Origin of the sequence: Archangium sp., assembly GCF_045802675.1 — a bacterium.
GTDB lineage: Bacteria > Myxococcota > Myxococcia > Myxococcales > Myxococcaceae > Archangium.
Genome location: NZ_JBJMQO010000066.1, coordinates 1 through 13,177 on the forward strand (window position 1 = coordinate 1; position 13,177 = coordinate 13,177).

Genomic DNA, 13,177 nt, shown 5'->3' on the forward strand with positions numbered 1-13,177 from the left:
CGGCGCCATCTCGAACATGCAGATGCCCAGGTCCTTGGTGCCGTTGAGGTCCACCAGGGTCCAGTTGTAGGTCAGGCCCGACCAGGTCGCGATGGTGACCCGCCACGTCTTGCTGAAGAAGAGGTACTTGTTCTTCGCGAAGAGCGAGAGGTTGGCGGCGTGGGTGTTCAGGCTGAGCGTGGACTTGAGGGTCCAGTTGATGGTGCAGTACGGCCAGAACAGCTCACCGTAGGCGGGCATCGACACGTTGATGAGCGTCAGGTTGCCCTCGACGCCGAAGCTGGCGATGATGATGCTGACCGAGGCGGAAGCGGTCACGTTGGACCAGCCGCCGGCCGTGGCGGACAGCTTGGCCACCGTCGGGCCGACCTCACCGGATACGGTCATCTTCACGCCACCGGAGAGCGAGGCCTTCACGTTGATGGGAACGGGGCCCACCATGAAGGTCTTGTTCACCGAGAAGAAGGTGCGGCTCCAGTTGATGGGCGTGGCGTTGAACGTGTAGTACAGGTTCGCCGACCAGATCTGCTGGCCCATGGCGTACAGGGCCGCGGTGCCGCTGTTGGCGCCGCCCTCCTGGCCGTGGACCTCCGCGCGGCCGCGGACGATCTCCTGCTGGTTGTTGAAGGCGGTGGCGGACACCTTGCCCTCGGCGTAGGCGTCGACGCGCTTCTTGTCGGTGGCCGTGGCCTCGGTGGAGGTGATGTTGGCGTCGATGACGTAGCCGGCGCCGAACAGGCTGTTACCGAAGCTCTGCGAGCGATAGTACGACTTGATGTAGTTCGTACCCTGCGTCTGCATGCCGCTGCCGCCGGGCAGGGACTCCACGGTGGCCGGTACGTTCTGCTGGGTCGCCTCCGGGATGCTGCCCTGGTTGACGGTGATGAGCGACGAGCCGTCGGTGTCGGTGCTCAGCGTGCCGCCGGTCACCTGGGCTTCGTTCGCGATGATCTGCTGCTGCTCGTACTGGAAGTAGTAGAGGTTCGGGTCGAAGTAATAGCTCGTGGTGTCCCACGAGTAATGGTTGTTCAGCTCATAGCTGGCCGGATAGACGACATACGGATACTTCGGGTTGACCTGGTAGACCTGGGTGTCCGTGTACACGGGCTCGGCGGCGGCAATCACCGGAACCGTGGCAATCGCCAGCACTGCGGTCGCCTTGAGCAGCTTGAGAATCATGGGCAATTTGACCTTCCTGGGAGAACGAGTTTCCCCGCCATCATTGGGGAGCCCATTAATACTCCGAGTGAAGGACAAATGTGAAACTCCGTGAAGACTTTTTTTTCTGCCAGTGCGGCGAGGGTGCCATTATTGCAACCGGATTGCAATAGTACAATTGGGTGGAATGGGGAGAGGGCCTGGCACCGCCGGGGTGACGGCTCCCGGGCTCAGGGGGTGGGCAGAGGCCTGCCGGAGGGCTGGAGGAAGGAGAGGGCGGTGTTGCGGATGTCGGGGCTGCGGTCGTTCTGGCTGGTCCAGGTGAGGAGCGCGTCGACGAGGGGGAGGGTGGCGCGGTTGGCGCCCAGGAGGGCGACGGCCTCGGAGCGGACGGCATCGGCCGGGTCGGTCTGGAGGAGCTTCTGGAAGGTGGGCAGCAGAGGCGCGAGGGGGCGGAAGCCGCAGGCGAAGATGGCGCTCTTGCGGACCTCGGGGGCGGGATCCACGGAGAGCCGCTCGACCAGGAGCTGGTCGACGGAGGGGTCGGGGATGTTGCGCACGGCGGCCACGGCGGCCTCGCGCACGAGGGGGGAGCCGGAGCGCAGCGCCTCCCGGATGACGGGGAGCGCCTGCGGGGAGCGGGTGTTGCCCAGGGCGCGCAGCACCAGGGCCTGCTGCTCGGGGGTGGAGGCGGTGCGGTAGGCGTTCATCAGCTCGTTGAGCAGGGTGCTTGAGCCGCGGGCGTCGTCGTCCTGCATCTGCAGGCTCGCGTTGCCGAGCGCCAGCGTGGCCGTGTCCCGGAAGAGCGGGTTGGCGTCCTGGGAGTAGCGGCGCAGGGTGTCCACGCCCTCGCGGTTGGGGGCGTCCGCCATGCCCAGCGCGGCGATGGCGTCCGTGCGGACGATGGGCTGCAGGCTGCCGTCGTCGATGGAGCGGGAGAGGGCCTGGAGGGCCTCGGGGGTGCTGGCCGCGGAGAGCGCGCCAATCAAGGGGCTGGCGGCCAGGGGGTCCAACCCCGAGCGCAGGGCGTCGGGCACCTTCAGGGCCTCGGCGGGCTGGAGCTTGAAGAGGGCACGCAGCCGCTCCAGCGCCAGCGTGCGGGCATCGTCGCGCTCCTTCTCCGTGGTGGGCAGGGCGCGCAGGTCCTTCAGCATGTCCTCGAAGCGCCTGCCGCCCAGCACCTGCCGGTAGCCGTCCATCGGGTCCTGCTCCTGGCCGATCACATTGGCCATGGGCAGGGTCATGAGGGTGGCCTGGCGGGCCAGGAGCGCGCCGGACAGCGAGCCATCCCTGCCGCGCCCGAGCAGGCGCAGGGCGAGCTGGAGCGAGGTGGCGGCGGGGGGCGTGCCACCGCCGGCGTCCAGCGTCAGCTCCTCCTTGCTCTGCACGGAGCGGGGCCACAGGTCCTCGGCCAGCTCGAACGTGGACTGCGTGTGCACCTCGAGGTGCACATCCTGGCCGATGGGCACCAGCCCCTGGAGCGAGGCGAGCCGGGAGTAGCTCTTCTTGGACTTCTCGAAGCGCGACCCGTCCACGCGGCGGTAGGCGGCGGAGTACTGGCCGGTGGAGTCATACTCCTCCGCCTCCCAGGCGGTGCCGGGCTTGCCGGGCGCCACGAACTGGGTGGAGGCCACGAAGGAGCGCAGCAGGCCCTGCACCAGGATGTCGGTCCCCTGCTCGAAGTGGGTGAGCTTCACCCGGCCCTCGCGGTCCAGGGAGACGAAGAAGGACGTGCCCAGGCTGGTCTGCAGCGGACCCCGGACCTCGGGAGTGAGCGCGTCCTGCCCGTCGACGTTCACCGAGAAGGTGGAGGGGTGCAGGTGGATGCGCAGGTCCACGCGCTCGGCGCTGGCCGAGACGACGCCCACCTCCCACTGGCCCTGGACGAGGAACCGCATGCCCGGAGGGACGGCCGCGCCCGGCTGGCTCGGGCGGAAGGTCACCTGCTGGTCGCTGGTGAGCTCGTAGCGGTAGAGGGTGCCGGGGCTCCACACCCGCGTGCCGTCGCCGGAGGCCTGTACCGGCACCTGGGTCTCCTCCGGCCCCGCCGCGGAGGACGCCGGCCGCGAGGGGGACGTGGGCGGGGGGACGGGCTGCTCCGGCGACGGCGTCCGTCCAGACACGGCCCACCAGCCTCCCAACCCCAGCACGAGGGCGACGAACAACGACAACCCGATGGTTCGTGACTGCTTCCCGGACATGACGATCTCCTGGGGCGCCCTTGTCCACCGCCCCACACTCACCGTGTACCACGACATCCCCGCCAATCCCCAAGGGAGTGTTACGGGCTCCAAAGAGGAATCACACCCCCTGTGAAGCTGGCATTTGCGGGGCTGGCGGGCCTTTCCAGCCGCTCTGGAAACGACGTCATCACTGGAAAATACGCGATACCGTGTACTTCTCGATTTACCAAATTTCCGTGATGCGGTATGTTTTCATTCATCTCGCAAAGGACGGTTCTCATGCGTATCGGTATTTCCTGCGTGGCGGCCCTGGCGCTGTGCTCCCTGGCCCCGATGGAAGCGCGAGCCCAGTTCGGACAGTGCGGCAATGACGGGCTCAACAGCCAGGAGGCGGAGGCCCGGGTGGAGTGGGCCCGCCGGTGCGCGCTCAACAAGCTGTCCACCGCTCAGGGGTACGACGTGGGCGGGGTGACCGAGTACCAGGAGGTCGATCCGGGGTTCAATCCGTCCGGTCAGAGCTCCTTCGTCGGCGACATCATGAGCTTCGAGGTCAACTCGACCTACTCGTACTGGCTGTACACGGCCACGCCCTACACGCAGGTGGTGGATCCGTACGGCTTCTACAAGTGGACCTCGGGCTCCAAGCGGCAGTACCCGTACTACCCCCTCTTCAACAGCGGGCCCTACTCGAGCGGGACGCAGCTCTACCCGCACCCGCAGCTGGCCGACTGCAACCTCTACACGGACAGGAGCGGCTACAACGTGGCGAGCACCTTCTATGTGGGCGCGCACTGCAACTCGAACAGCGCGGTGCTGAGCAACAACAGCCCGGTGACGTCGCTGAGCGGGAACGCGGGGGCGGAGCGGGTCTTCACCGTCAAGATTCCCGAGGGCTCCACGGGCCTCTACTTCTACATGGATGGCGGGTCGGGCAACGCGGACATGTACGTCAAGAGCGGCTCCGCCCCGACCACCAGCACGTATGACTGCTCCTCGCTCTACTCCTACAACTACGGCTACTGCTACATCTCCACGCCGGCCGCGGGCACGTACTACGTGATGGTGAAGGGGGCCTCGGCCTACTCGGGCCTGTCGCTGCAGGCGAACTGGAACGAGCTCAGCAAGGGCGTCGCGGTCCCCAACCTGTACTCGGGGTGGGGCGTCGAGAAGTACTACACGTTCTACGTCCCGGCGGACGCCACCTCGGCTACGTTCAAGATTACCGGGGGCACGGGCGACGCGGACATCTACGTCCGGTACAACGGGCCGGCCACCGTGTCTCAGTATGACTGCCGTCCGTTCAGCGGCACCAGCACCGAGACGTGCTCGTTCTCCTACCCCGCCGAGGGCACCTACTCCGTCATGGTCCGGGGCTACAGCCCGTACTCCGGCGTGTCGCTCTCCGCGACCTACTACGTGCCGCCCCCGAATACCTGCTACGCCTACAGGGCGGGGACGGGCGACGAGCCGGAGAGCGCGATGTTGCCCATCTGCCCGTGAGTCCGTCACCGGGCTCCGCGGGTGGTTTCCTGCGGAGCCCCGGGTGGGTGCACTACTTCGCGAGCATCTTCAGCGCGGAGATGGAGGGCGCGAAGAAGTACTCACCGCCGGTGGGGATGACCCAGTCGCGCTCGGCGGGGTCCATGAGCTGGGTGGACACGCGCTGGAACTTCGGCTGGCCCTGCTTGTCCACGTAGGTGAGGTTGAACTCGCGGATGCGGTCCCGGACGCCCTGGGAGTTCGGCGAGTTGTTCTGGCCGATGATGGGATCATCCCCACCGGGCTGCGTGGCGTCGGGGGGCTGGCTCGCCTCCTTGAAGTCCGGGTTGTTCACCCAGGCGCTGGTGATGAACTCGAACTGCTGCACGAGCGAGGTCTGGTAGGCCAGGAAGATGAGCCCCCGGTCCTCGTCGAGTCCCCCGTTCTTGGGGGGGCGCCGGTCGCGGGAGTCGGGCTTCGGGTGCGCGGGCGTCGAGTCCGAGGCCTTCCCGTAGGGGAGGCCCCGCCGCAGGATGCGGTGGGTCTGCGTGGTGGTCTCGTTGAGGAGATCGAGCGGGATGTTGGGCGGGTTGGAGGTGGACACGTCATCGCGCGGGTACGTCTTGCGGGTGTGCGCGGTGAAGGGGCAGGTCCGGCCCGCGATGTCCTCGGGCGCGGGCGGGAAGAGGGTGCCCGGGTGCCGGGGGTCCTCGTCCGTGCTGTCGAAGGGGCCCTGCGCGTCGGCGGGCAGCAGCGGCTCGCTCTCCTCCTGGAACTCGAAGTGGTTGTTCACGCTGTCGTCGATGGCCATGCCCGGATTGTCCCGGTCGTTCTTCTTGGGGTCCGGGTTGCCGGTGCGCATGATGGGCGCGCCGCTGCGCCAGCGGCCGACGAACCGCGCGCCGACGAGATCCGCGGCGGAGTCGCCCACCGGTACGCCCGGAGGAGGGGGCTCGCTCTGCGGAGGCGGCGCGGGCACCTGGAACGTGTTGGCCACCTTCTCGAGGAAGCGGTGGAACAGCCCCACGTTCTGCCGCAGCCGCCGGATGACGAGATACGAGCCATCATCGGCCCACGCGGGACCCGCATGGGCGACGTCGCCCGGGTCCTCGAAGCTCTTCCCGCCATCGGTGTTGGGAGGGCCGCCCTCGTAGCCGAACACGAACTCTCCCGGCCAGATGAGCTCGTGGCCCGGCTTGCCCTGCTGGCGGTTCTTGGGATTCTGGCGGGGCATCAGCACGTCGTGCGGGTCGCTCGAGAGCCGGCCGCGCACGCCCGGTTGGGAGACGCCGTCGAGGAAGCCGAAGTGCTCGTGTCCGGCGAGCCGCTTCTGCGTGGGCAGGTTGTGGCCGCGCTGCACCTTCACGGTGCCGAGGTCCCGGAGCCCGGGCCGCTTGCCCTCGCCCCGCAGCAGGCGGTGGAGCGTGGTGCCCGGCTTCTCCTTCACCTCTCGCTTGTCGTCGCTGGCGACGATGAGCACCAGGTGGAGCTCCTCCTGGGTGCCGCCGATCAGCCAGTTGTCCGGATGGCCCTCGGCGCTCTTCTGGTCATCCGCGGCGGGGTCCCCGAGGCGGCCCTGCCTGGCGCGGCTCGCCATGCCCTGCGTGAAGGCGGAGTCCGTGAAGTCGAGGTCGAGCGCCGGGTCGAACTTCTTCAGGACCTCGAGCCCGCGGGCGGTGAAGGCGAGGTTGATCCACGTCGACTTGAGGCCGAGGGGCTCCTGCCGCTGCCGCGAGCGCATCTCCTTGAAGAGGCGGTTGAAGGCCACCACCTCGGCGGTCGTGGCGATGAGGGGGAGGATGTCCCGGAGCCAGGTCTTGAAGGCCTGGACGGTGGGGAACTCCTGCTCGGCCGTGGCGCCCGGGCGCGGGTGGCGGTGCAGGGTGAGGAACACGAACGCCTGATGGTCCTTGTTGAAACCGCCCAGGATGTTGCCCTGGATGTTGTCGACGCGGAGGACCGGCTCGTTGGAGGCATCGGGGAAGGCGGGGTCGTTGCTCCGGGCGAAGATGGGCTCGGGGAAGGGGGCCTCGCGCACCGGCTCCACGGCCTGGGTGGACGAGGTGTCTCCCGGTGTCTCCTGGGTGCCCGGTCCGCGAGCCTCGATGGCGGGGGCCGTTTCGGTGGGGCTCACGACGATGTTCTCGGTGGTGGTGTCGTCCTTCATGCTCTGTCTCTCCCTGGTGAGAACCTGTGAGGGGTTGTCAGAAGGACAGAGGCGGCCGCGGGATGTGTGACGTGTCCAGGTGGAGGAGGGCGCGCGGGGCCTCCTCGCGCCGTGGGTAGGCGGGGCGGGAGGTGGCTTCGAGTCCGCCCCCCGGTTGCCCGCTCTCCGAGAGGACAGGCCCGGCTTGGCGGGGCCCGGGGCCGGACGCACCTTCCCGCCAAGGAGGTCTGCTCCATGCGCTCACGCTGCGTACTCGCCGGGCTCACCGTGGCCACGCTCGCCCTCGGTGCGCGGGCGGCCGAGGACCCCACGCCCCCGAAGCTCCAGGCCGTGGAGGAGAAGGCCAGTCCCGGAGACCCGTTCACCACCGCGGGCACGGGCTCCATCCACGGCACGGTGAAGGGCGCCACCGGCAACGTCATCACGCTCGACGTGGGCCGGAAGGAGCCCCTGGTCCAGGTCGTCGTGAAGGACGAGGACCGGCTGCCCATCCGTCAGGAGGGACAGCGCCAGCCGCTCGCCCTCGAGCAACTGCGGGAGGGCATGCCCGTGCGCGCGTCCTTCCGCAACGAGGGCGGGGTCCGCGTGGCCACCTCCATCGAGGTGCTCGCGCCCGCCGAGGGCGCTTCCCAGGGCGAGAAGCAGGGCCAGGGCCAGGGACGGTAGGGCCCCTCAGCGCGCGTTGGGCATGCTCTCGAAGGGCCAGGGGCGCGTCTGGGCGGGAGCGTGCCGTCCGTCCTCCGCGCGAGCCGGGAGCCACAGGTCCGCGAGCCGCTGGGCAATCCGCCACGGCTCTCCGCCGGCGCGGTTCGTCAGGACGATGACCGTGAGGCGCTGCTCCGGGTACTTCACGATGGCGTTGGTGAAGCCGCACGTCTCGCCGTGGTGCGACAGGCGGACGCGGCCCTCGTCCTCGTCGATGAACCAGCCGAACCCGTAGCGCGAGGACGCGCCGTCCGGCAGCGTCGCGGGCGTCCATGCGAGCCGCTGGGTGTCCGCGCTGACGAGCGGGTGCGCATCCAACGCCGCGTCCCACGCCACCAGCTCCGCCACGGACGCGTAGATGCCCCCATCTCCGAGCACGGCACTGGTGGGGCTCTGGTCCCGGGGAATGAAACCCTCGGGGCCCGTCGCATACCCATACGCGCGCTGGGGCACCGTGGAGCTGCCCGCCTCGTACGCCACCGCCGAGTGCATGCCGAGCGGGGCGAAGACGCGCTCGTGCAGGAAGCGGGCGAAGGGCATACCGCTGACGCGCTCGACGACGAGGGAGAGCACGGCGTAGCCGGAGTTGCTGTAGCGCACCGAGCTCCCGGGCGGGAAGTACGTGTGGTCCGCGCGCGCGAGCAGCTCGAGCACATCGCGGTCCTTCACCTGCACCGTCTGTGACTCGGGGACGAAGGCCTCGTAGTCCCAGAGGCCCGAGGTGTGCTGGAGCAGCTGACGGATGCGGACCTCGCGCAGGTACGCCGGGAAGCCGGGGAGCACGTCGACGACGCGATCGTCGTAGTGGAGCCGGCCCTCCTGGACGAGGAGCAGGAGGGCGGTGGCGGTGAACTGCTTGGTGAGCGAGGCGAGGCGGTACTGCGTCTCCGGTGTGGCGCGGGTGCGCGCCTGGAGGTCCGCGAGGCCGTAGGCGTGGCGGAGCACGATGCGGCCCTCGTGAATCACGACGACGCTGGCGCCGGGGAGCCCGGGGCCGTCATAGGGGGCGAAGAGCGCGTCCACGGTCCGCGTGTCCGGAGCCGGGAGCGCGCGGGTGCCCGGCGTGGCGCAGCCCACGAGCAGGGCGAAGGTGGCGAGCAGGGCGGGGGTGACGAGGGAGGGGTTGGACATGGCGGAAGAAAGCCATTGCCCGGGCCCCTTGCGCCAGGACTCTCAGCGGTCCGTCTTGATGCCCAGCTGTTGCGGCTGCGGGGGGCGCCGTGGCTTCTGCGTCGGCGGCTTCTGCGTGAGCTTCACCGACAGCGCGGGCGCGTTCGCGGCGGACACCTGCTGCGACACCGGCTCGTAGCCATCCAGCTTCAGTGCCAGCGTCACCGGGGGCGCATCCGGCGCGAGCGGCAGCTCCGCGGGCGTCTCGCCCACCTGCTTCCCATCCACCTCCACGAGCGCGCCCGCGGGCTCGGTGAGCACCTTGAGCTGCACGGGCCGCGGCTGAGCCGGCTCGGTGGGCCGGGGCGTCTCGAGGTCGGCCTGCTCGTGCGCCACCGGCGTGGGCTCCGTCACCGCAGCCTCGTCCGGCTGCTGGCGCAGGAAGATGACCGCGCCTCCCGCGGCGAAGAACAGCACGCCCAGACCGGCCACCACCGGCATGAGCTTGAAGCGCCGCGGCGTCACGGTGTCCGGCAGGAGCGTGCGGGTGTGGTTCGTCTTCCCGTCCAGCGGCCGGGGCGGCGGGACGACGGGCGTGCCCGTGGACGAGGGGTAGGGCGGCGGCGGCGGCGGCACGAGCTTCTGGGACTGCGACTTCGAGCGCACGCTGCTGCGCGAGGGGTTGGATTTGGCGTCCAGGTCCGTGTCATCGGGGAGCTGGTCCAGCTGGCTCGGGTCCGACTCGCGCGCGATGCGCTCGGCGTACACCTCGCGCAGCCACGCCGACAGGTGCGCGTTGCTGGCCGGCAGCTGGTACTGGAGGATGTAGTCCTCGATGGCCAGCCGGAAGGCGCCGCAGTCCGGGAAGCGCCCCTCGGGCGTGGGCGCCAGCGCCTTGAGCACCAGCTCGTCCAGGCCCGGCGGTAGCCTGGGGTTGAGCTGCGAGGGCGGCGGCACCTGGCAGTCGCGCACCAGCCGCAGCGTCATCAAATCCGACTCGCCCTTGAAGAGCCGCCGGTTCGTCAGCAGCTCCCACAGCACCACGCCCAGGGCGAACAAGTCACTGCGCGCGTCCACCGGCATCCCGTTGGCCTGCTCCGGCGACATGTACGGGTATTTGCCCTTGAGCACCCCGGTGGCCGTGTGCGACGCACTCCCCGCCGCCTTCGCCACCCCGAAGTCGATGACCTTCACGCCTCCATCGAAGCCCACCAGGATGTTCTGCGGCGACACGTCCCGGTGCACCAGCTTCAGCGGCTGGCCCTGCTGGTCTCTCGCCTGGTGCGCGTAGTGCAGTCCCGCCGCCGCCTCCGCGATGATGCGCAGCACCAGCCCCACCGGCAGCGCCCTGCCCTGCGCGCGCGCGAACTTCTCCAACCGCCGCACGTCATCCCCGTGCACGTACTCCATGGCCAGACAGTGCCGGCCATCAATCTCGGACAGGTCCAGAATGGTGATGAGGTTGGGGTGCCCCAGCCGCGCCACCAGCCGCGCCTCGTCGAGGAACATCTCGAGGAAGTCCTCGTCCTCGGCCAGGTGCGGCAGGATGAGCTTGAGGACCACGAGCCGCTCGAAACCCGTTCCCCGCTCGAGCGCCAGGAATATCTGGCCCATCCCGCCGGAGGCAATCTTGCGCAGCAGTTGGTACTTGCCGAAGGGGACTGCCATGACGCGTTACGATAACCCGGGTTCCAAGAATCCGCGAATGTCCTCTCTTCTACACACGCGGGAGGGCAAGCAGGCGAGCAGGCTGACGCGCACTCACGCTTTCAGTTTGTAACCGGAGCGCAACGCGGCCCACGCCACCCCCGTGGCCACCAGCGCCAACGCCACCAGGATGCTGGAGCCCAGGAGGGGCGGAAAGCCGCTCTGGCCGAGCATCCCGTACCGCAGCCCCTCCACCATGTACACCATGGGGTTGAAGAGGCTGACGTGGTTCCAGGGCTCGGGCAGCTCGCGCACCGAGTAGAAGATGCCGCCGAGGAACGTGAGCGGCAGCATCACGAAGGTGGGGAAGAAGTTGATCTGCTCGAACTTCTCGGCCCACACCGCCGCGAGGATTCCCAGCACGCTGAAGGTGTACGAGGACAGCAGCAGGAAGAGGAGGGTGACGAGTGGGTGCTCCAGGCGCAAGCCGGTGAAGAGCGCGGCCACCACCCAGGTGAGCCCGCCCACCATCAGCCCGCGCGCCATGGCTCCGCCGATGAAGCCGGCCATCAGCTCCAGCGGCCCCAGCGGCGCCACCAGCAGATCCACGATGGTGCCCTGAATCTTGTTGATGAAGAGCGAGGAGCTGCTGTTGAGGAAGGCGTTGTTGGCCAGGCCCAGGAAGACGAGGCCCGGGACGATGAACTGCAGGTAGGGCACGCCCTGCACCTCGTGCACGCGGCCCGACAGCGAGTAGCCGAAGACGAGGAAGTAGAGCGAGGTGCTGATGAGCGGCTGGAGGACCGTCTGGCCCGGCACGCGCATGAAGCGCCGGACCTCCTTCGACAGCAGGGTCTTCATCCCAAGGGTGTTCATGGTGGGGTTACCGGGGAAGGCGAGGGGTGGTGCGCGGCGGTCTCAGGCGGCGCCAGGCGTGGCGGCGGCGGGCTTGCCGCGAAGAATCTCGATGAGGATGTCCTCCAGGCGCGAGTGACGCGTCTCCACGTCACACACCGGGAGGCCCTGGGTGTAGAGGGTGCGCAGGATGTCGCCCGCGGGCGCGCAGCCCTCGCGCTCGGGATAGGTGAGGACGCGGCCGTCGGCCGACAGCGTGGCGCCCGCCTTGCGCGCCACCTCGGGCGTCTCCGGCACGGGCGCGGAGAAGGTGACGATGAGGCGCTTCTCCCCCAGCCGCCGCAAGAGCGCCTTCTTCTCCTCCACCAGCAGCAGCTTGCCCTCGTTGATGACGCCCACGCGGTCGGCCAACTCCTCGGCCTCCTCCAGGTAGTGCGTGGTGAGCACGATGGTGGTGCCCTCGGCGGCGAGCTTGCGCACGTAGTTCCACAAGTCCCGCCGCAGCTCCACGTCCACGCCCGCGGTGGGCTCGTCGAGGAACACCAGCCGCGGCTTGTGCACCAGCGCCTTGGCGATGAGCAACCGGCGCCGCATGCCGCCCGACAGCGCGCGCGTAATCGTGTCCGCCTTGTTCTGCAGGCTCAGCGCGGTGAGCACCTCCTTCACCCGCGCCTCGTCCCGCTGCTGCCCGTAGTAGCCCTGCTGGATGTAGAGCGACTCGGCCACCGTGAAGAACGGATCGAAGTTCACCTCCTGCGGCACCAGCCCCACCTCGTAGCGCGGGCGCACGGGGTCGTGGTCGAGGTCCTTGCCGAAGAGGCGGATGGTGCCGCTCGTCTTCTTCACCAGCCCGCACACCGAGCCGATGAGGGTCGTCTTGCCCGCGCCGTTGGGGCCGAGCAGGGCGAAGATCTCCCCAGGGCGGATGCTGAGGGTGACGTCGGAGAGGGCCGTGAGCTTGCCGCCATAGGTCTTCGTGAGACCCTGGACCTCGAGCGCGGGGGTGGAGGACATGGTGGGCACGCCTTTACCACCACCACGGCTCCCGAAAAGGCCCGACCGCGTTACAATGACGCTGGATGCTTACCGTGAAAGAGCTGAGGGGGATGGCGGGGCGCCTGGCGGAGGCGTTCTTCTGCCAGCAGGTGGGGCCGTTCGCGCTGGTGCAGAAGCCGCCCAAGCCGGTGGTGGAGCAGATGGCGCTGCGGATGGGGGCGGAGCGTACGGCGCTGGCTCACGGCATGGGCAGCCTGGAGTCGCGGCAGGTCTCCATGCTCTTGAATTTCGATCAGCTGCAGGTGGCCACGCTGCCGCCGCTGAGGGAGCAGGACGTGCTGGCCGTGGGGCGGCTGCCGAGCTGCGACCTGGTCATCAATGAGCCCTCGGTGTCCAAACAACACGCGGAGCTGAGCTGGGTGGAGCGCACGCGCACCTGCCGGGTGAAGGACCTGCGCTCCACCAACGGCACCTTCCTCAACGGCCAGGAGCTGGGGCCCGAGCGGGAGTACCTCGTGCAGGACGGGGACCTGCTGCGCTTCGGGGACGCGGACTTCGCCTTCTTCCTGGCCCGCTCGCTCCACGCCCGGCTGCTGCGCACGGGCCCCATGCCGGAGGCCCGAGTCCTGGGCCCGAAGTAGGCCGGAACCCGGCCCGGAGCAGCCGAGGCCTCCCGCCTGGAGGGTAGGGGGCCTCGGGGGGAGGGCGGCACCCGGGGGCACGGGAGGACGTGGCGCGCGCCGTGGGCTGTTCTCGGGCGCAAGAGGCGGAGCCCAGAAGCAGGGTGTCCTGGAAGAGCGGGCGGGCGGCCGAGCGCCTTGAGCCCGCCCGGGCTCCCTGCTATCCGCCCACGTTCACGTCAGAGAGCACGTCACCG

The 13,177-nt window shown here is 69.1% G+C and carries 10 protein-coding genes; 3 read left to right on the plus strand and 7 right to left on the minus strand.

Translation table 11 applies throughout. The features are described 5' to 3' along the window. Both ACJ8AN_RS18520 and ACJ8AN_RS18525 read right to left on the minus strand, forming a co-directional pair. Positions 1-1,179: hypothetical protein (locus ACJ8AN_RS18520; RefSeq protein ID WP_407756711.1), on the minus strand; the 1,179-nt coding region annotated here is incomplete at its 3' end. A 209-nt stretch (positions 1,180-1,388) separates the two neighbouring features. Next, on the minus strand, positions 1,389-3,359 hold the full coding sequence (locus ACJ8AN_RS18525) for a HEAT repeat domain-containing protein (protein WP_407756712.1): 1,971 nt from the start codon (positions 3,357-3,359) through the stop codon (positions 1,389-1,391). A gap of 261 nt (positions 3,360-3,620) precedes the next feature. On the opposite strand from ACJ8AN_RS18525, the gene ACJ8AN_RS18530 reads away from it, so the two are divergent. After that, positions 3,621-4,841: a PPC domain-containing protein gene (locus tag ACJ8AN_RS18530; protein ID WP_407756713.1), complete on the plus strand. Its 1,221-nt coding sequence runs from the start codon at positions 3,621-3,623 to the stop codon at positions 4,839-4,841. 52 nt (positions 4,842-4,893) lie between these two features. On the opposite strand, the gene ACJ8AN_RS18535 is transcribed toward ACJ8AN_RS18530, so the two are convergent. Further along, positions 4,894-6,987: a Dyp-type peroxidase gene (locus ACJ8AN_RS18535; RefSeq protein ID WP_407756714.1), complete on the minus strand. Its 2,094-nt coding sequence runs from the start codon at positions 6,985-6,987 to the stop codon at positions 4,894-4,896. 234 nt (positions 6,988-7,221) lie between these two features. Between ACJ8AN_RS18535 and ACJ8AN_RS18540 the strand changes: the two genes are divergently transcribed. Next, entirely contained in the window at positions 7,222-7,653 is a 432-nt protein-coding gene (locus ACJ8AN_RS18540; protein WP_407756715.1) for a hypothetical protein, read from the plus strand. A gap of 6 nt (positions 7,654-7,659) precedes the next feature. On the opposite strand, the gene ACJ8AN_RS18545 is transcribed toward ACJ8AN_RS18540, so the two are convergent. From ACJ8AN_RS18545 to ACJ8AN_RS18560, 4 genes are all read right to left on the minus strand, one after another. Then, positions 7,660-8,823, minus strand: a complete 1,164-nt coding sequence (locus ACJ8AN_RS18545; RefSeq protein ID WP_407756716.1) for a serine hydrolase domain-containing protein — start codon at positions 8,821-8,823, stop codon at positions 7,660-7,662. 42 nt (positions 8,824-8,865) lie between these two features. Beyond that, a complete protein-coding gene (locus ACJ8AN_RS18550) occupies positions 8,866-10,470 on the minus strand; it encodes a serine/threonine protein kinase (protein WP_407756717.1) in 1,605 nt (534 codons plus the stop codon). A 93-nt stretch (positions 10,471-10,563) separates the two neighbouring features. Continuing rightward, a complete protein-coding gene (locus ACJ8AN_RS18555; RefSeq protein ID WP_407756718.1) occupies positions 10,564-11,310 on the minus strand; it encodes an ABC transporter permease in 747 nt (248 codons plus the stop codon). A gap of 57 nt (positions 11,311-11,367) precedes the next feature. Then, positions 11,368-12,318 (minus strand): ABC transporter ATP-binding protein, encoded by a 951-nt coding sequence (locus ACJ8AN_RS18560; RefSeq protein ID WP_407756719.1) that lies wholly within the window; start codon positions 12,316-12,318, stop codon positions 11,368-11,370. Between the two features lie 74 nt (positions 12,319-12,392). On the opposite strand from ACJ8AN_RS18560, the gene ACJ8AN_RS18565 reads away from it, so the two are divergent. Continuing rightward, complete coding sequence (locus tag ACJ8AN_RS18565) at positions 12,393-12,941, plus strand: FHA domain-containing protein (RefSeq protein WP_407756720.1); 549 nt, start codon at positions 12,393-12,395, stop codon at positions 12,939-12,941. Positions 12,942-13,177 lie beyond the last annotated feature (236 nt).